This is a genomic window from Pedobacter sp. G11, assembly GCF_003860265.1.
Classification (GTDB): Bacteria; Bacteroidota; Bacteroidia; order Sphingobacteriales; family Sphingobacteriaceae; genus Pedobacter; species Pedobacter agri.
Window position 1 is genome coordinate 109,487 of sequence record NZ_CP034190.1, and the last position, 19,320, is coordinate 128,806.

General features: G+C 37.5%; 14 protein-coding genes and 1 pseudogene. 3 read left to right on the forward strand and 12 right to left on the reverse strand.

Features of this window, described 5'->3' with window-relative positions; all coding sequences use genetic code 11:
• Positions 1 to 11 precede the first annotated feature (11 nt).
• The 7 genes and pseudogenes from EA772_RS00445 to sucD all read right to left on the reverse strand — a co-directional run bounded on the left by EA772_RS00445 (position 12) and on the right by sucD (position 7,150).
• Complete coding sequence (locus EA772_RS00445; protein WP_116170768.1) at positions 12 to 233, reverse strand: cysteine-rich CWC family protein; 222 nt, start codon at positions 231 to 233, stop codon at positions 12 to 14.
• A gap of 174 nt (positions 234 to 407) precedes the next feature.
• A complete protein-coding gene (locus EA772_RS00450; RefSeq protein ID WP_124910768.1) occupies positions 408 to 2,792 on the reverse strand; it encodes a ribonucleoside-diphosphate reductase subunit alpha in 2,385 nt (794 codons plus the stop codon).
• Between the two features lie 167 nt (positions 2,793 to 2,959).
• Complete coding sequence (locus tag EA772_RS00455; protein ID WP_010599465.1) at positions 2,960 to 3,931, reverse strand: ribonucleoside-diphosphate reductase small subunit; 972 nt, start codon at positions 3,929 to 3,931, stop codon at positions 2,960 to 2,962.
• Positions 3,932 to 4,385: 454 nt separating this feature from the next.
• Positions 4,386 to 4,766, reverse strand: a complete 381-nt coding sequence (locus tag EA772_RS00460) for a septal ring lytic transglycosylase RlpA family protein (protein WP_010599464.1) — start codon at positions 4,764 to 4,766, stop codon at positions 4,386 to 4,388.
• A 219-nt stretch (positions 4,767 to 4,985) separates the two neighbouring features.
• Positions 4,986 to 5,486: a methionine-R-sulfoxide reductase gene (locus tag EA772_RS00465; protein ID WP_010599463.1), complete on the reverse strand. Its 501-nt coding sequence runs from the start codon at positions 5,484 to 5,486 to the stop codon at positions 4,986 to 4,988.
• 191 nt (positions 5,487 to 5,677) lie between these two features.
• Positions 5,678 to 5,975: pseudogene (locus tag EA772_RS22410) on the reverse strand (GxxExxY protein).
• 302 nt (positions 5,976 to 6,277) lie between these two features.
• Entirely contained in the window at positions 6,278 to 7,150 is an 873-nt protein-coding gene (sucD, locus tag EA772_RS00475; RefSeq protein ID WP_010599460.1) for a succinate--CoA ligase subunit alpha, read from the reverse strand.
• Positions 7,151 to 7,434: 284 nt separating this feature from the next.
• Between sucD and EA772_RS00480 the strand changes: the two genes are divergently transcribed.
• The gene (locus EA772_RS00480; RefSeq protein WP_124910769.1) at positions 7,435 to 7,857 is read left to right on the forward strand and encodes a cupin domain-containing protein; all 423 of its coding nucleotides are present in this window, start codon (positions 7,435 to 7,437) and stop codon (positions 7,855 to 7,857) included.
• A gap of 329 nt (positions 7,858 to 8,186) precedes the next feature.
• Here the strand turns inward: EA772_RS00480 and rlmF are convergent, their stop codons facing one another.
• A complete protein-coding gene (rlmF, locus tag EA772_RS00485; RefSeq protein WP_010599458.1) occupies positions 8,187 to 9,182 on the reverse strand; it encodes a 23S rRNA (adenine(1618)-N(6))-methyltransferase RlmF in 996 nt (331 codons plus the stop codon).
• Positions 9,183 to 9,364: 182 nt separating this feature from the next.
• A complete protein-coding gene (dctA, locus tag EA772_RS00490; RefSeq protein ID WP_029204057.1) occupies positions 9,365 to 10,633 on the reverse strand; it encodes a C4-dicarboxylate transporter DctA in 1,269 nt (422 codons plus the stop codon).
• A 301-nt stretch (positions 10,634 to 10,934) separates the two neighbouring features.
• Here dctA and EA772_RS00495 point away from each other — a divergent pair, with 301 nt between their 5' ends.
• A complete protein-coding gene (locus tag EA772_RS00495; RefSeq protein ID WP_124910770.1) occupies positions 10,935 to 13,337 on the forward strand; it encodes a TonB-dependent receptor in 2,403 nt (800 codons plus the stop codon).
• Between the two features lie 112 nt (positions 13,338 to 13,449).
• Here EA772_RS00495 and EA772_RS00500 read toward each other — a convergent pair whose 3' ends face one another.
• Entirely contained in the window at positions 13,450 to 14,673 is a 1,224-nt protein-coding gene (locus EA772_RS00500) for an MFS transporter (RefSeq protein ID WP_124910771.1), read from the reverse strand.
• 264 nt (positions 14,674 to 14,937) lie between these two features.
• Here EA772_RS00500 and EA772_RS00505 point away from each other — a divergent pair, with 264 nt between their 5' ends.
• The gene (locus EA772_RS00505) at positions 14,938 to 16,884 is read left to right on the forward strand and encodes an amino acid permease (protein ID WP_124910772.1); all 1,947 of its coding nucleotides are present in this window, start codon (positions 14,938 to 14,940) and stop codon (positions 16,882 to 16,884) included.
• Between the two features lie 155 nt (positions 16,885 to 17,039).
• On the opposite strand, the gene EA772_RS21945 is transcribed toward EA772_RS00505, so the two are convergent.
• Both EA772_RS21945 and EA772_RS00510 read right to left on the reverse strand, forming a co-directional pair.
• Complete coding sequence (locus EA772_RS21945) at positions 17,040 to 17,204, reverse strand: hypothetical protein (protein WP_168187447.1); 165 nt, start codon at positions 17,202 to 17,204, stop codon at positions 17,040 to 17,042.
• 3 nt (positions 17,205 to 17,207) lie between these two features.
• A complete protein-coding gene (locus EA772_RS00510; protein WP_124910773.1) occupies positions 17,208 to 19,184 on the reverse strand; it encodes a KUP/HAK/KT family potassium transporter in 1,977 nt (658 codons plus the stop codon).
• Positions 19,185 to 19,320 lie beyond the last annotated feature (136 nt).

Sequence of the window (19,320 nt, forward strand, 5' to 3'; positions counted from 1 at the left end):
GATTGTAGAATTTAGACGCCTATTTCTTCTCTATATTCCTGTTGCAGTTCGAATAGGCATTTCGCACACAAACAGCCATCATACAATTCGGAAATGTATTGAACCTCGTTAATGCTTAACTGGACCACGCTACACTGGCATTTAGTGTATGAATTTGCTTTGCATTCAATAGCCGTTCCGCATCTTTCGCAGGGAATGATTTCGTGTTTGCTATGTGGTAAGGTTGAAGGCATATCAGATAAGGCTTAAGATTAGCCTGATTGTCTTGCAAAAATATGAACAAAAAATAAGGTTTTGAGCGTTTGCCCAAAACCTAACGTATTTATTGCTTTAAGATTGCTTGTAGTTCGCAGTGACTGCGAAGTAACAAGCCTTTCGCTTTGGTTTTTCTACTTTAAGCTTTCCGCTTAACCTGAACAGCTAATGCAGCCTTCTTCCATTGAACAAACTGGTCCGTCAACGATTTCTTCTGCAACTTGATCTTGAGTCATTTGAGCAGGAATTACCGCTTCAATAGCTTTACCACCTTGGTTTTCTACAGTAAATTTAACTGCTTGAGATGCTGCCTGTGTACGTAAGTAATACATACCGGTTTTCAAACCTTTCTCCCATGCGTAGAAATGCATTGAAGTTAATTTTGAAGTGTTCGGCGCATTTACGAACAAGTTTAAAGATTGCGATTGACAAATGTAAGCGCCACGGTCTGCAGCCATATCGATGATGTTACGCATCTTAATTTCCCAAACCGTTTTGTATAATTCTTTAATGTAATCTGGGATTGATGGAATTGCCTGGATTGAACCGTTAGCCAATATGATTTGGTTTTTCATATCGTTATTCCATAAACCTAATGCTACTAAATCTTTCAATAAGTGTTTGTTTACCACTACAAATTCCCCACTTAATACACGACGCGTATAGATGTTTGAAGTATATGGCTCGAAACATTCGTTGTTACCTAAGATTTGAGATGTAGATGCAGTTGGCATAGGTGCAACCAATAGTGAGTTATACACACCATCTTTCACTACTTTTTTGCGTAATGATTCCCAGTCCCATCTTCCGCTATCTGGTGTTACATTCCATAAATCAAACTGGAACTGTCCTTTTGATAATGGCGAACCTTCAAACGTTTGGTAAGGACCGTTTTTCACTGCTAAATCATTAGAAGCTGTCATCGACGCGAAATAAATCGTCTCGAAGATATCTTTGTTCAAGCGTTTTGCCTCATCACTTTCGAAAGGTAAACGCAATAAGATAAAGGCATCTGCCAAACCTTGCACACCTAAACCAACTGGTCTGTGGCGCATATTTGAGTTTTCAGCTTCCTGAACCGGGTAATAGTTATGGTCGATGATTTTATTCAGGTTTAAAGTAGCCTGATAAGTTACATCGTATAATTTTTGGTGGTCAAATTGCCCGTTAATTACAAAACGAGGTAAAGCTAGTGATGCTAAGTTACAAACGGCAACTTCATCTTTAGATGTATACTCGATAATCTCCGTACACAAGTTAGAAGACTTAATTGTACCTAAGTTTTGTTGGTTAGATTTGCTGTTCGCTGCATCTTTAAACAACATATAAGGTGTACCGGTTTCGATTTGAGAATCTAAAATGGCAAACCAAAGTTCTTGTGCTTTAATGGTTTTACGACCGCGGCCTTCAGTTTCGTATTTAGTATATAAATCTTCAAATTCTTTACCGAAACAATCTGCTAAGCCTGGTGCTTCATGTGGGCAGAATAATGTCCAATCGCCATTATCTTTAACGCGTTGCATAAACAAATCGTTAATCCAAAGGGCATAGAATAAATCACGGGCACGCATTTCTTCTTTACCGTGGTTTTTACGCAAGTCTAGGAATTCGAAAACATCTGCATGCCAAGGCTCTAAATAAATTGCGAAAGCACCTTTACGTTTACCTCCGCCCTGGTCTACATAACGAGCAGTATCGTTAAATACACGTAACATTGGAATTATACCATTACTTGTACCGTTTGTACCACCGATGTAAGAACCTGTTGCACGGATGTTATGGATGCTTAAACCAATACCGCCAGCACTTTGTGAAATCTTAGCCGTTTGTTTTAAGGTATCATAAATACCTTCAATGCTATCATCTTGCATGGTTAACAAGAAACATGATGACATTTGAGGTTTTGGTGTAGCGGCATTAAACAATGTTGGTGTAGCATGTGTAAACCAACGCTCACTCATTAAGTTATATGTTTTAATTGCACTTTCGATATCTTCTTTGTGGATACCGACAGAAACACGCATAAATAAATGTTGAGGACGCTCAACAATTGCACCGTTAACTTTTAACAGATAAGATTTTTCTAAAGTTTTAAAACCGAAATAATCAAAACCGAAATCACGGTCATAGATAATAGAGCTATCTAAAATATCTGCATTTTTTGCAATAATCTCATACACATCATCAGCAATAAGCGGTGCTGGCTTTTGTGCTTTCGGGTCGAAATATTCGTACAACATTTTCATCGTACCCGAGAATGATTTTGTAGTGTTTTTATGCAAGTTAGAAACCGCGATACGCGATGCTAACAAGGCGTAATCAGGGTGTTTCGTAGTTAACGAAGCAGCAGTTTCTGCAGCAAGGTTATCCAACTCTGATGTGGTTACACCATCATATAAACCTTCGATTACCTTTTTGGCTACATCGATTGGGTCTACAAGATCCGAATTTAAACTATAACACAACTTTTGAATACGGGCTGTGATTTTGTCAAATTGTACCGGCTCTTTCCGGCCATCTCTTTTTAGTACGAACATATTTTATGAGATTTATTTTTTTTATCTAGTAGTGAGTATTAAGTATCAAGACTTTTTAATCACGTTTATAATTCTTGTTTATTTTTCTCTTGCATTAAAATTGCTTCATTCCCCGCAATGACGGCAAGGGCAAACTTTCAACTTTAGTCTTTCTGCTTTAAGCTGTCTTAAAAATCTTCATCTAAAGAGAACGCCTGCGCTTTATTGTCAGCTGATGTTAATACACCGCTTTTTTGATAATCGCCCACACGTTTTTCGAAGAAGTTGGTTTTTCCTTGCAATGAAATCATTTCCATAAAATCGAAAGGATTGGTTGCATTATAGATTTTTTTGTAACCCAATTCCTGTAACCATCTATCGGCTACAAATTCGATATACTGACTCATTAATTTGGCATTCATTCCGATTAAGGCAACCGGTAATGCATCAGTGATAAATTCTTTTTCGATTTCTACGGCATCGCTAATGATGCTGTGAACAGCTTCTTCACTTAATTTATTGCTCAACATGCTGTACAATAGGCAAGCAAACTCGCAATGAGAACCTTCATCTCTAGAGATTAACTCATTACTGAAAGTTAATCCTGGCATTAAACCACGTTTTTTCAACCAGAAGATAGAGCAAAAACTTCCGCTGAAGAAAATACCCTCAACCGCAGCAAATGCTACCAAACGTTCTGCAAAAGTTCCATTTTCAATCCATCTCAAAGCCCACTCTGCTTTTCTTTTTACTGCCGGAACAGTATCAATAGCATGGAACAAGCGATCTTTTTCTTCAGGATCTTTAATGTATGTATCAATTAATAAAGCATAGGTTTCTGCGTGAATATTTTCCATCATGATCTGGAAACCGTAGAAACAACGTGCTTCTGGCAGCTGCACTTCACTCATGAAGTTTACAGCCAGGTTTTCGTTTACGATACCATCACTAGCAGAAAAGAAAGCAAGGATATGAGAAATGAAATGTCTTTCGCCATCATTCAAATTATCCCAGTGTTTTTGGTCGTCAGAAAGATCAATCTCTTCTGCTGTCCAGAAACTAGCTTCGGTTTTTTTATACATTTCCCATATTGCCGGATATTTGATCGGCAACAGCACAAACCTGTCTTTGTTTTCTTGTAGTAATAATTCCTGTTCCATAGCTGATACTTTATCTTTTAATCAATTTAGTTAGAGCCGACAAAACCACGCATCCACCAATTTTATATGGTGACTGAAATGTCTTGTATTAAAACTCTAGTGAAAGTGCTAACCCCTGCGACTGACAAACAACTGAGTTTTTAGTTAGGACAATTTAAATTTACGATCTGAGAGATGTACAGATAAATTACTAAAAACTAAGCTTTTATATTTGTTTTCAAGCGCAAGAAGTTAAAGAACTTTGTTATAACAAATATAGATACGACAGGCCTTTTTTGTGAATCAAAGTTGTTAACACACCGCTTGATAACTGGGGAAAAACGATCAGCTAAATATCATTTTCAAGCGAAAAAAAAGCTAATCGTTTAATTTCAAGGGTTTAGCAAACCAAAACAAGTGTTAATAACTTAAATTTAGCCTATAAAACTACCCGTAAATAGAGCAAATTGGAATACTACTCTAAGGTATAAGCCAGACGTACTTTCGCTATTCCTTTAGTATAAATACCAATCTCTTTGGCAGCACTTTCAGATAAATCTATAGCAAGTCTTTTGGAATAAGGCCCACGATCGTTCACCTTTACCACAACCGATTTTCCGTTGTCTGGATTGGTGACAGTTACCAGTGTACCCATGGGTAAAGTACGGTGCGCCGCTGTGAATTTTTTAGCTCTGTATTTTGCGCCGCTTGTGGTTCGGCGGCCTTCGAATTTTCTGTGGTAGTAAGTTGCAAGAACTGTTTTTTGAATACTATCTGGCTCATTTGATGCGTCAGAATTTTGTGCTTTACCTTGTAAAAACAGGAAACAAAAACTTAATAACAGAAAATACTTCATAGGCTAAAATTTCTTTGTTGAGCCTGCAAATATAAGCATTTAGTTTATAATCAATAAATTGTGGAAAAATTCAGGAATTGAACACTACACGATACGCCTTGAAAAGTCGCTAAATCAAAATATTTCGCAGGTCAAAAACTTTTTGATTATGAAAATAATCATACAAAAAAAGCGTACAACTCATCGTTGTACGCCTCTACCTAACCTCACTACATCACCTTATTTTTTATCAGGCACAAAGTTCATCGAAATTGAATTTACGCAATGACGTGTATTCTTATCTGTAAATCCTTCTCCGGTGAAAACGTGCCCTAAGTGTGCGCCACAATTGGCGCAAACAATTTCTGTACGCGATCCATCTGCATCGGGAATACGCTTCACAGCGCCTTTAATTTCATCATCAAATGCAGGCCATCCACAGCGGGCATCGAACTTACTTTCCGAGCGGTACAATTCAGCATTGCACCGTTTACAGGTATAAGTTCCTTTATCTGTAGTATGCTCATATTTCCCTGTACCAGGATATTCTGTTCCTTTATTAACAATTACTCTCTCTTCTTCGGGTGTTAATGTATTCCAGTTCATTTTCTTCTTTATAATATTTTCTGATGGCTGTGTTTGCTTTGCTGCTTTCTTCTCTTGCTTTTGAGCACAAGCAGAAAGACCTGTAGTTAAAACAACAGCCGAGATCAAAAATAGTTTATTTAACATCGTTTTCATATTACAATATACGCTGCAATTTTTGTTTTGGTTTGTAGGTTTAATGGTTTGCCTTAGTGTTTACAAAGGGATGATAAATTAGCGTGATGTGAAGACAAAACACCAAGACATAAGAAAATCGCCACAGAAACACGGAGTACTCGGAAAAGTTATAAAAGGGCAACATCTAACCTTGTAATATAGAGTGTCAATTAAAACACGACACGCCTAATTTCCGAAGTTGGTTTGCCGAAGTTTAAAACTAAACCAACCTTACAATCAGAGCATTTTAAATAATTTATTGTCTGCGCTAAGCCTTCACTTGCTATTCCACTCTTACCTTTAACTTCTAAAATCACCGAATCAAATACAATGAAATCCGCGTAGAAACTATGTGGCAACAAAATCTTTATAATATACCGGATATTGCTTTTCACTTTCGTAATAGTAACCCCTACTTTCCAATTCGATACAAAGTGCGCCCTTGTAAACAATCTCTAAAAACCACAGCCTAAATCTTTATGAACTTCGATTGCAGCATTAATAATTAAGTTAGTTTCATTTTTATAGGGAAGATTATCTTGTCTTATTTGATAATCCATAAACGATAATTTTAACTAATCTAATCAAATTTCTCAAATTGCTTTTTTTAAAGAACTAGCATTTTTTCGCTGCTAACAAATCCGCTCCAACTTTCCTTTTTCAATTCTAAATTTTCATATCTTCCGTGTTTCCGTGGCAAAAAACTCCGAAAACAAAAAAAGCGTCCCGAAATTAATCGAAACGCTTTCATTTATATAAACTTTAAAATCTTACTTTGCTAATTCTTCTGCCATTGCAGCACCAATCTCAGCCGGACTTTCTACCACACGGATACCACACTCAGCCATGATTTTCATTTTTGCAGCAGCAGTATCATCAGCACCACCTACAATTGCACCAGCATGACCCATTCTACGTCCCGGAGGCGCAGTTTGACCAGCAATAAAACCAACAACAGGCTTGGTACCGTTTTCTTTAATCCAACGAGCAGCTTCAGCTTCCATTCCACCACCAATTTCACCAATCATGATAATACCGTGAGTTTCAGGATCGTTCATCAACAACTTAACTGCTTCAACAGTTGGCGTACCAATAATCGGGTCGCCACCAATACCAATAGCCGTAGTAATACCTAAACCAGCTTTAACAACCTGGTCAACTGCTTCGTAAGTTAGCGTTCCTGATTTAGAAACCACACCCACATTACCTTTTTTGAAAATAAAACCTGGCATGATACCAATTTTAGCTTCATCGGCAGTGATAATTCCCGGACAGTTAGGGCCAATCAAAGTCACATCACGATCTGAAATATATTCTTTAACCTGAATCATATCCTTCGTAGGGATACCTTCAGTAATACAAACAATTACTTTAATACCACCTTCGGCCGCTTCCATAATCGCATCAGCAGCAAAAGCTGGCGGAACGAAAATGATAGATACATTTGCTCCCGTTTTATCAACAGCATCTTTAACAGTATTAAAAACAGGCTTATCTAAATGTAATTGCCCACCTTTGCCAGGCGTAACACCACCAACTACGTTTGTACCATACGCCAACATTTGTTCTGCGTGGTAAGTTCCTTCGTTTCCGGTAAAACCCTGAACGATAACCTTAGAATCTTTATTTACTAAAACGCTCATGTATCAATTTTTTTTGTGCAAAGCTAATATTATTGACTGGAAAATCAAGTCTAAAAATAGATTATTTAGCCCAATTTTTCAGGAAAATGTATGGAATACGTTTATGGCTACTTCAGCCCTGCTATCCACTTTACTTCGTTACACTTCGTGCCCGTTGCTATCAGGTTTATTTAACAAAAGTCTTTCGTCTTTGGCAACAACAAGCAAAACGTTTAAATTTACTTTAAGCTGGAAGCGGTAAGATTAAAGGGAAAGCATATCGACCAGTTAAATCACAATATACTATGAAAAACAAAGTTTTTATCCTTCTGACAACATTAGTAACATCTGCTTTTTGGGCTAGAGCGCAATCTGTGGATACGGCAAAATATATCTTACAAAATGATATCGAAGTAGCCAAGAAAGAACCCGGAACCCATAATGGTGGAGGTGAAACCATTGGTTTTAATTTTTTTGGTAATGCCAAAAACCTCAAAACCGCTTTTCGAAAGCGGGTTTTGAAGCCTGGCTCGTCCATTGGTTATCACTTACAAAAGGAGGATGAAATTTATTATGTTATTAGTGGTAATGGTGCCATGCAGATGAACGGAAAAACTTTCCCTGTAAAACCCGGTGATGCAATTTTAACACGGCCAGGAAGTTCGCATGGCATCAAGCCAAACGATGATAATGATTTAACGATTTTAATTGTTTATGAGAAAAAATAGATGATAATATATTTTGATTTAAAACATTATGAATAAACCGGATTGGATTGGCAGATTTTTTTTCTCACAATAACTTTAAAATGAATTGTCATGCTTAGGAACGATGCATCTACAACCTGTGAGACAGTGCTTCGTTTTTATTTCCCGTCATTGCGAAATCGATTTTTCTTCGATTGAAGCAATCTTATGGGTGAAATCATTTTCATAAGAGATTGCTTCGTACCTCGCAATGACGAGCGTCCTCATGTAAAGGTTAAAAAAGATACAAACAAAAAGCCGGACTAACTTCAATCGTTCATCCGGCTCTGGTTTTCTAATTATTTTTGATGTTAAACTTTTTTAACTTCAGCTTTGGGTTCAGATTTCCATCCTTTCGCCCACTCTGCCTGTGCTGCGTCATCATGGAAAGTCCAGGCTACGAAACGACTTATTTTTTGCCCCTGGCTCATCTGAACGGTACGCACTTCAAAGGCGTTTGCATTAACCAAAGCACTGTAAATACTTTTTAAGTTAGCACTTTTTGATACCAAGGAAGTAAACCATAACACCTGGTTTTTGATTTGCGCACTTTGAATAATCATCTGCTCAACAAAAGCACGCTCACCACCCGGACACCAAAGCTCGGCCTTATTTCCACCGAAGTTTAAAACGTGTTTTACTTCCTTTTCATTGCCACCCAAGTTACGCCACTTCTGGCGGGTACCTTGCTCTGCTTCTTTTAAAGATGCATGAAACGGCGGGTTACAAACTACCGCATCGAAACGCTCTTTAGCGCCAACTATATTCCGAAAAATCCCCATTTTTGAAGATTGCTGACGAATTTCTACCGCACCTTGCAAAGGTTTGTTGGCTTCTACAATTCGCTTTGCCGAGTCTACAGAAAGCGGATCGATTTCAGAACCAACAAAACTCCATCCATATTCTTGATGGCCAACAATAGGGTAAATACAATTTGCACCAACGCCAATATCAAGCACATGTACATTTGCACCTTTTGGATTTTTACCTTTATTGCTTGAACCTAAAAGGTCGGCGACGTAATGAATATAATCAGCTCTACCTGGTATTGGCGGACAAAGAAAATCCTGTGGAATATCCCATTGAGAGATATTATAAAAGTATTTAAGTAACGCTCTGTTTAGTGCTTTTACTGCATTTTGATCTGCAAAGTCAATAGAATCATCGTTATGCTCATTTTTAAAAACGAAACGTTTCAACTCTTTTGATGTGGCAGTAAGTTGTTTGAAATTGTAACGCGAACGGTGTTTGTTGCGTGGATGTAACTCGCTTTTTTCTTTGCGGTTATTTTGTTCTTCTTGAGCCAATGTGATCTGGTTTAACTAAACATGCTGTGTGCATGTTTCTGTCACAAAGGTAGTGAAAAGAGTTGGGTTAAAGATTATGGGCTATAGGTTAGGAATTTGTTTTATACAAAAGTTTGATTGCTCGATAGTTTTTATTTTTTTTTCATCCAGACTTATAACCTACAACTCGTAACATAAAAAAATTAACTTTCCTCATTTTTCTCAATCACAGCAGGCTGTATTGCTTTCAAATATTTTTCCTGATCAAACTGATTTTCGCTTTTTGCGATAACGATGGTAGCCACACCATTTCCAATTACGTTGGTAATGGCTCTTGCTTCACTCATAAAACGATCGACCCCGATTAAGATGGAAATATGTTCGATTGGCATAATTTTCAATGCCGTTAAAGTGGAAACCAATACAATAAAACCGCTTCCCGTTACCCCTGCAGCGCCTTTCGAGGTCACCATCAATACACCCAAAACGGTAATCTGCTGTCCCAGTGTTAAATCAACATGAAAAACCTGACAAAGAAAAATTACGGCCATCGCCAGGTAAATTGCTGTTCCATCGAGATTAAATGAATATCCAGTTGGAATAACTAAACCTACAACCGATTTATCACAGCCAATGGCTTCCATTTTTTGCATCATACTTGGCAGCGCCGACTCGGAAGAGGAAGTTCCCAATACAATTAAAATTTCCTGCCGGATGAATTTAAGGTAAGACCATAAGCTGAATTTATAATACCTGCAAATTCCATTCAGTACCACAAAGATGAATAGAACACAAGTCAGATAAACAGAACCCATTAGTTTTGCCATTCCAAAAATACTTTGTAAGCCATGTGTACCGATACTGAAAGCCATTCCACCGAAAGCGCCAATTGGCGCCAAACGCATAATTACTTTCATAATTTTAAACAACACTTTTGAAATTTTATCAAAAGCGTTTAAAACGGAAGTACCTTCGCCACCCAGTTTGTTTAAGCCGTAGCCGAATAAAATTGCAAAAAGCAAAATTTGAAGGATATTACCTTCGGCAAATGCCGCAATTACGTTATGCGGAATAATGTGCAGGAAAAACTCAGCCCAATTCATATCTTTTGCTTGTTCAGCGTATCCGGAAATTTTTGACGCATCACTAGCTTTCGCCACTACACCTGCTCCAGGTTGGAGAATATTGGCCACTAATAAACCAACTGCAATTGCGATTGTACTTACAATTTCGAAATACAATAAAGCCTTTCCTCCTACTCTACCCACTTTTTTCATATCGCCCATGTGTGCAATACCCAAAACTATGGTGAAGAAAATAATAGGTGCAATGAGCATGCTAATCAGGTTAATAAAACCTTGACTGATTAGTTTTGCTGTTGATGCAAATTCAGGAAAGTAGGAGCCTACGAATATCCCGATGATGATTGCTACAATAACCTGAAATGTTAAGTTGGAAAAAATTGCTTTCATTGCTACGTGTTGAGACATGAAATATAGGTTATTTTTTTATTTCCACCTTAGTTTTATACCTATAACCAATTATCCAACCTGGAAATAATCACTATCTAGAAACTCAACAAAGATTTCTGTTAAAAAAAGTAAATACCGAGCTCTCAAAACCGCTCCAACTGCAAACTTTGAGTTGTATTTCCGAGGGAAAATTATGCTCGCTTTCCTAGAACGTAATTCTTATTTAGAATAATTAAAAATAATTCTCTAATCTCATTTTAATTTCTTTCTTTTGCGCCAACTAAGAATTAATCTAAATAACATGTATAGAAAGTTTTCCCTAATTATTTATTTGGCATTTATTTTTCTTGTATTAACAGGAACTGCTTATGCGCAATCTAAAAACGGATCGATATCGGGGTCCATTAAAACAAGTGACGGAAATCCGGCAGCTTTTGTCAGCGTTGGATTGAAAAATACCAGCAAAACTACCCAGACAGATGAACAGGGAAATTTTACCATTAGAAATGTGTCTCCGGGAAAATACACCATTAAAATCTCAGCGGTAGGTGTTAAGGTTATTGAAAAATCTGTAACTGTAACAGCTGATAATGAATCTAAAATCAGTTTTGCAACAGCCGAATCCTCTTCCCAATTGGATGAAGTTGCTATCAACGGTTACAGAACACCCAATAAAAAACCTGTAAATCTGGGTAAAATTGCAATTGCGCCGAAGGATTTGCCACAGTCAGTTCAAATTATCAATAACCAGATTATCACCGATCAACAAGCGTTGCGTTTAAGCGATGTTTTAGCCAACGTAAATGGCGTAGCCTACTCAGAGAATCGTGGTTCAGTAAGTGGAGAAACGTTTGTTGCCAGAGGTTACAGCCTTGGTGGTAATAACGTTTTCAAAAATGGTGCTCGTACAAGTACTGGCGGAATGCCCGAAGTGAGCACATTAGAATCGGTAGAGGTATTAAAAGGAAGTGCAGCTTTATTATATGGTGGTGTTACTGGTGGTGCGGTAATTAATATGGTAACCAAAAAACCAAAATTCGAATACGGCGGAGAAGTTTCTATGCGGGTAGGAAGCTATGATTTATATAAACCTACAATCGATCTTTATGGACCAATTTCGAAAAAAGTGGCTTTCCGTGTAATTGGTACTTACGAAAATGCAGGAAGTTACAGAGACCAGGTAAAATCAAAAAGACTTTATATTAATCCCTCCTTATTGTATAAAGTTAATGAGCAAACTGATTTCTTGTTGCAAGGAGATTACTTAAAAAGTGATTATACACCAGATTTTGGTATTGGCACCATTGCAAACGCTATCCCTGATCTTGGAAGAAACACCTACTTAAATGCACCTTGGGCTTACAATAAAACCAACACTTCTACCACACAATTAAGTTTTAACCACAAATTTGATGAAAACTGGAAGTTAAATATAATTGCATCAGGACAAGCTTATAATAGAAACTATTTTAGTGCTGAACGTCCATTCGCGGCTGCAAATGCCATCGCACTGCGTAATGTTACGCGTTCGAAAAGTAAAGAGTTTACCTACAACGAACAGATTAACCTTAATGGTAAATTCAAAACCGGAAGTGTGTCGCATACTATCCTGGTTGGGGTTGATGCAGATCAATCAAGGGCAACAACATTAGGTACCTGGACGTATAACGGTGCAACCACATTTAATTACGGAAGCGTTAACTTATTGGATCCTGCTACGTATTATGGATCAGGACTTGAACCTAATGCCGTATCTGCAACTTCAACCTTTGCCCCAATCTTCAGGATGGGTGCTTTTGTACAGGATTTAGTTAGCATTACCGAAAAATTTAAGGTTTTAGCCGGCGTGAGATGGACTTTTCAAAAAACCCCTGGTGCTTATGTAACATCTGCCACTACCGGCATAAAAACACCAAGTGCTACGGCTGACAAAGTTGACAAGGCTTACTCTCCTAAATTTGGTTTGATTTATGAGCCTTTAAAAACTACCTCCATCTATGTAAGTTATGCCAATAACTTTACATCCAACACCGGAACAGATATTTTCTTAAATCCTATGCGACCATCCATCATTGATCAATATGAGGCGGGTATAAAAAATGATTTTCTTGATGGAAAATTATCAGCAAACGTAACGGTTTATAGAATACAAAACAGCAATTTAGCACAAACGGCATTATTAAAAGCAGATGGAAGTGCGAACGTTGATGCAACAATTAAAGAATTTACAGGTAAAACCAGAAGTGATGGTTTAGAAATAGACTTGACGGGAACGATCTTACCAGGATTAAATTTCCTGGCGGGATATAGCTATAATTTTTACAGATATGTTTCTACCCTGCCTACTGGTATTGTAGAGGGCCAACGTGTTATTGGTACAACTAAAAACAAAGCAAATGCCACCGTGTTTTACACTTTTCAGGATGGAGCAATTAAGGGATTAAAACTGGGTACAACTGTATTGTATACCGGCTCACGTAATGGTGGGTATGCAGATACGAAAACACAAACTGCAAGCCGCTTAATTCCGCTTACGCCTTTTACCACCATCGACCTTTCTGCAGGTTATGCCTGGAAAAAATTGTCTTTGCTGGCCAAGGTAGCTAACATTACCGATGAGTTAAACTATTTTGTACACGAGAATTATAGCGTGAACCCAATTGTACCTCGTCAGTTCGTCACAACTATATCTTATAAGTTCTAATTAAAAGATGAATGAAAAGAGCTCCAAAGCAAATGCTTTGGAGCTCTTTTTTGTTGTATTAAATTTTAATGGCCTTTAATTCCATAGTAATCATGGAAACTGCGATCCAAACTCAGACGTTTAACTCATTTTTCTTTCTGGTTTTCATGATTAAAAACATCACCATGATGGAAAGTATAATCATTATAAGGTAGCTATAGGAAAGATTAGCTTCATCTTTTGCTGGGATAAGATTAACGATCCCATAACTCAGAAACGACACAATAACATAAGTAATACCACCAGTTAAACCGCCTGCAATACCTGCATTTTTTGGAAATTTACTTAAACAAAAAGTAAAATAGTTATTAAAAGTAAAACCAGCACCAATGTGAATAATGAAGGCGAAAAAGATGAGCGAATATAAATTGCTAACGAAATTTAAACTTACAATCATTAAGACTACAAAAACAACCTGTAATACTGAATTAATCATCAGCCTGCTAAAAAATGGCTTGTTAATGGTTGCCTTACCAATAAAACCGCCTACCATCCAGGCAAATCCTAAAATTAAAGAACTGTAGCCTGCAATAACTGGCGAATATTTCAGTTCGTGTTCGATGATGAAAGGCCCTGTCATGTTATAAACCATTACCATACAATATGCCAGACCCAACATTACAATTCCTAGGGTAAAGCTGGTGGTCTTAATCATGTCGATGTAAATGCCAGTGATTTTTTTCAATTGAAAATCAGTAAAATGTTTTAAGGTTTCTCCGCTAAACAGAAATTCGAGCACCGCAAAAACCATTGCGAAACCTGCCAAAAAATAGAAATTTGATTCCCATCCAAAGGCAGTATGTAAATATCCGCCAACAAATGGTGCTATAATCGGACCAGTAGACCAAATAATGGAAAACAGGCTTAAATAATGTTTTAGTTTCTCTCCTGTAAATAAATCGACAAAATAAGCTCGTTTTGCTACTACAATTGCGCCTACCGAAAGACCATGAATAATCCGCATGAGATATATCAGATAGACATGATGTGTTGTTGCAATTACAATACTGGCCATGGCAAATACCAGCAAACTGTATAATCCAATCTTGTAACGCCCGAAACTATCAAGCAAGCTTCCGACAAAAAGTTGTGCCACACCATAACTAATCAGAAAAATACTCAGCGTAAGTTGAACTTGGACATTGCTTACATTCATTTCGCCAGCCATAGTGGGTAATGATGGAATGTAAATATCAGTGGCAAAACCAGAAAGTGGAATCAATGCAAACGCCAGAATCGTGGCAACACTTTGGTTTTTCTCCTTGATATATGATGTTTTAATAGCAGATGATGGCATGTTGATCAACAGGAAGAATGAATAATTTCAATTATGGTGGCAAAAGTAGCTTTTTATCATCCTTAATAAACTAAGCGAATTAAATAAACACACAGAGATTACAATAGCGCCAAAATCTTCTGAATGAAACATCGTTCATTGGAATAGTCATCAATTAAAAAGAATTTTTATTCCAAAAATCGGTCGCTTATAAATTTATATCTCGCTTTAAACGTTTTTAACTGATATTTTTATAAGTTTGAAGAATACAACAAGCAAACTAAAATGTTCGAGAAGCTATTCAGAAAGAAATCGATTTCCAAAATATTAAAAGATGCGGCAAGCGGTTATGGCGACCATGATAATACCCTTCACAAAACACTTGGTGTACGTGATTTAACAGCTTTTGGTATTGCAGCAATCATTGGCGCTGGAATTTTCAGCACCATTGGTAAAGCCAGTGCCGATGGCGGACCAGCAGTGATCTTCTTATTTATTTTTACTGCGGTGGCTTGTAGTTTCGCTGCTTTTGCCTATGCGGAATTTGCTTCGATGGTTCCTGTTTCAGGTAGTGCTTATACCTATTCGTATGTGGCATTTGGCGAGTTGGTGGCCTGGATCATCGGTTGGTCGTTAATCATGGAATATTCCATAGGAAATATAACGGTAGCCATTTCCTGGTCTGATTATTTTACAGGATTACTCTCCACGATAAAAATACCTTTTCTAGGAATAAACGGCATCCATGTTCCGGATTGGGCAACAATGGATTATTTAAGTGCTTACAATGGCCATAAAACTGCCGAAGCTTTGCTTGCTGCAGGAAAAAATCTGGCTGGTCTGGATACTGCAACTGCATTGGCTAATAATGCCTGGTTAACTGCCCCTCAAATTGGAGGATTCCATTTAGTGGCCGATATTCCGGCCTTAGGCATCATTATCCTGATTACCTGGTTAATTTATCGCGGTATGAAAGAAAGCCGCAATGCCAGCAATGCTATGGTTGTGGTCAAATTAGCCGTTATTTTATTGGTTTTGGCTGTGGGCATATTTTATGTTGATGTTAAAAACTGGGATCCATTTGCACCTAATGGCGTATCGGGTATTTTAAAGGGCGTTTCCGCTGTATTTTTCGCGTATATTGGTTTTGATGCCATTTCTACTACCGCCGAAGAATGTAAAAATCCGCAACGCGATTTACCTCGCGGTATGATGTGGGCAATTATTATTTGTACCATTTTATATGTAGCAATAGCACTGGTTTTAACCGGGATCGTGAGATCAGATACACTTGCTGTTGGTGATCCATTGGCATTCGTTTTTGATCAGATCAACCTGAAATTAATGAGCGGAATTATTGCCGTAAGTGCGGTATTTGCTATGGCCAGTGTACTTTTAGTTTTCCAAATGGGGCAACCACGTATTTGGATGAGTATGAGCCGCGATGGTTTATTGCCAAAATCATTCTCTAAAATTCACCCCAAATATAAAACCCCTTCCTTTGCCACGATTGTTGTGGGTTTTGTAGTAGCAGTTCCATCACTTTTCATGAATTTAACTATTGTGACAGATCTTTGTTCAATAGGTACTTTATTCGCATTTGTGCTGGTTTGTGCCGGCGTTCTGGTGTTGCAAAATCGTCCCGATGTGCAGCGAGGCAAATTTAAAATACCTTACGTAAATAGTAAGTTTATTGTTCCACTTGCTTTTGTAGCAGCTATCATATTTGCCTTTACCCAATTTGGTAAAGAAACTAAAGCATTCTTCTTTAATTCGCCTAAAACAATTGAAACGGTTTCTTTTGTAACCTCATTAAATGGTGATGAACTCAAAATCGTTAAGGAAGAAATTGTAAAAGATGCAGCACCGCAAATTATGTTGGCGGATAAAGTTGATGCTGAATCTTATTTAAGTGCACTACCAGGAGATCGTTATGAGCAATTTATCTCAGCTTCAAAAGTATCCATTGAGAAAAAATATGAAAGTGGCTGGAGCTTATTTAAACATAAAATTCCAATGTGGATTTTTCTCATCATCTGCGTGATCATTTCTTACTATTGCATCACAAAGAATCTTTCACTCATTCCGGTTTTAGGATTGATCAGCTGCTTGTATATGATGTGTGAGCTAGGTATTTCAAACTGGATAGGTTTTGGAATATGGCTGGTTATCGGATTGGTAGTTTACTTTGCGTATGGCTACAAACATAGCAAACTGGCTCAGGAGGTGTAATATACTCCTCTTTGATAAACTGGATCAAAATAATGAAGAAGGCCTTTAGTATGTTTAAACTAAAGGCCTTCTTCATTTTATAATGTATTTCGCAGTCTGCTGGTGAGGAAAACACACATAAGACTAAAGATCAATCTTTAGATTGATCAGCATAATTAGTCCTCGCTATCTTTCTTCTTGATAAATCCCAGCGCTGTAATCATCACTAAACCTAAACCAGATGCAATCATATAACTATTTGCATGATCGAGATGGTAAATCTTTGCGGCCGGGCCAGCGATAAAAAGGCAAATACCCAAAATCAATAGTGCTGTTCTCATCAATTAAACAGGTAATCTATTTAATTCAATATCATCTGGCGTTACGAAGATTAATGGAACTTTCTCCACATCAACATAACTGCTATCCAAACCAAAACTGCGTTCTTCCGATAAACTCATTTTCTTCAACAAGAAATAGTAATCCATAATTTGTCGCTCATAGAAACTCAGTTTGGTAAACTTAGATAAGTGTTTTTCCAAGAGAACGAACCTGAAATCGCCAGCGATTTTATGTTTATTTAAAGATTTATACTGACTGGTAATATCGATTTCGCCATTTTTAACCAATTCCTCAACCACTTTTCTATACAATAAGTTTACACGCTGTTCAATCCTGAATCCCAAACGGAAATCGATACGGATTAACTTTCCAGGGATTAAAAACTCCACTTTGTAATCAAGTGTATAGGGTTCATCCATTACATCTACGTGAACCAACCAATACACATCAGCACGTTTTGGTTCTTTTTGGATGATAGAGTAGATGATTTTTGATTCTATTTCCGTTTTGAAGTTTGCACTGGTTAAGTAAACCAACTGCGAGGAATATTTAGGAACTGTTTCGTCTACGCTTAATTCACTCAGAATCTGATAATAGTCTTCAATTTCAACGTATTTAACAAAACGATTTTTGATTTTCCGTGAGTTGTACCAGGTCCACATTACGCTTAACAAACCGCAACCTATTAATAAGGTAACCCAGCCGCCATGGATGAATTTAAATAAATTTCCCGCAAGGAAAGCAAGCTCTATCGCACCGTAAACTACAACAAAAATTACAATCAGATATTTGGGAAACTTTTTTCTTAACATATAAACGGCAACCAAAACGGTTGTCATTAAGAAAGTTAAGTTGATGGCTAAACCATATGCACCCTCCATATCATCAGATCTTTTAAAAATCAAAACAATGATGATACAGCCTATGCATAACAGCCAGTTAATGGAAGGTACATACAACTGTCCTTTCTGTACACTTGGATAATTGATCTTAACTTTTGGCCAAAGATTCAGTCTTACTGCCTCCGAAATTAGCGTAAATGATCCGGAAATCATGGCTTGAGAAGCAATAACCGCAGCTGTTGTAGCCAAACCAACCATAAATAATACCATTCCCGGAGGAACCAGTTCGAAGAAAGGGTTTACAAAATGCGGATCGTAATTTGGGTTTTTCAACACCCATGCCCCCTGGCCTAAGTAATTGAAAATCAACATCAGTTTTACAAAAATCCAGCTAACTCGTATATTTTGTTTGCCACAATGCCCTAAATCTGAATAAAGTGCCTCAGCTCCGGTGGTACATAGAAAAACACCACCTAAAATGGCCAATGCACCGGGATTCGTTACCAGCAAATGAATGGCGTAATATGGATTTAATGCTTTAAAAATAGATGGATCATGGATGATTTGTGCTAATCCGGAAACGCCTAGTGCCGCAAACCATAAAAACATGATGGGTCCGAACAGCTTCCCGACTAAATTGGTTCCGAATTGCTGAATGATAAATAACAGCGCAATGATGGTAATTACTATTGGAAGTACTTGTACCGTTGGAAACTTCAATTTCAATCCCTCAATGGCAGAGGTTACGGTAATACTTGGTGTAATCATCCCATCGGCAAGTAGTGCCGCCCCGCCTATAATGGCCGGTATCACCAGCCACTTTGCCTTCTTTCTGACTAACGAATACAATGAAAAAATACCACCTTCGCCTTTATTATCAGCACGTAAAGTGATCATTACATATTTAATCGTAGTTTGTAAGGTAAGTGTCCAGATTACACACGATAGTGCGCCTAACACAAGGTCAGGATTGATATATGATCCGCCGCCTCCACTTTTCTCTGCTATTTCTTTAGCCGTTTTAAAAATTGCCTTTAGCGTATACAATGGTGATGTACCGATATCGCCAAAAACAATTCCCAAACTTACCAGCACCCCGCCAGCAGTTAATGCGTTGACATTTTTATGATTTGACACTTCGTTGATATTTTTAGTGCGTCAAAAGTAAACTAACTATAACAAATTAACAACCATAATATTGTGTATTTTTCACACTGTGAAAAACAAAATTTATTGTTAAATTGTGTTAAAATAACAGAGATCAATAAAATGT

Bases quoted from the DNA above. Each gene is read 5' to 3' on its own strand.
- dctA (WP_029204057.1), bottom strand. From the start codon at position 10,633: ATGAAAGCAATTTTTTCCAACTTAACATTTCAGGTTATTGTAGCAATC.
- EA772_RS00460 (WP_010599464.1), bottom strand. From the start codon at position 4,766: ATGAAGTATTTTCTGTTATTAAGTTTTTGTTTCCTGTTTTTACAAGGT.
- EA772_RS00465 (WP_010599463.1), bottom strand. From the start codon at position 5,486: ATGAAAACGATGTTAAATAAACTATTTTTGATCTCGGCTGTTGTTTTA.
- EA772_RS00455 (WP_010599465.1), bottom strand. From the start codon at position 3,931: ATGGAACAGGAATTATTACTACAAGAAAACAAAGACAGGTTTGTGCTG.
- EA772_RS00500 (WP_124910771.1), bottom strand. From the start codon at position 14,673: ATGCCATCATCTGCTATTAAAACATCATATATCAAGGAGAAAAACCAA.
- EA772_RS00480 (WP_124910769.1), top strand. From the start codon at position 7,435: ATGAAAAACAAAGTTTTTATCCTTCTGACAACATTAGTAACATCTGCT.
- EA772_RS00450 (WP_124910768.1), bottom strand. From the start codon at position 2,792: ATGTTCGTACTAAAAAGAGATGGCCGGAAAGAGCCGGTACAATTTGAC.
- EA772_RS00495 (WP_124910770.1), top strand. From the start codon at position 10,935: ATGTATAGAAAGTTTTCCCTAATTATTTATTTGGCATTTATTTTTCTT.
- EA772_RS21945 (WP_168187447.1), bottom strand. From the start codon at position 17,204: ATGAGAACAGCACTATTGATTTTGGGTATTTGCCTTTTTATCGCTGGC.
- EA772_RS00445 (WP_116170768.1), bottom strand. From the start codon at position 233: ATGCCTTCAACCTTACCACATAGCAAACACGAAATCATTCCCTGCGAA.
- EA772_RS00505 (WP_124910772.1), top strand. From the start codon at position 14,938: ATGTTCGAGAAGCTATTCAGAAAGAAATCGATTTCCAAAATATTAAAA.
- sucD (WP_010599460.1), bottom strand. From the start codon at position 7,150: ATGAGCGTTTTAGTAAATAAAGATTCTAAGGTTATCGTTCAGGGTTTT.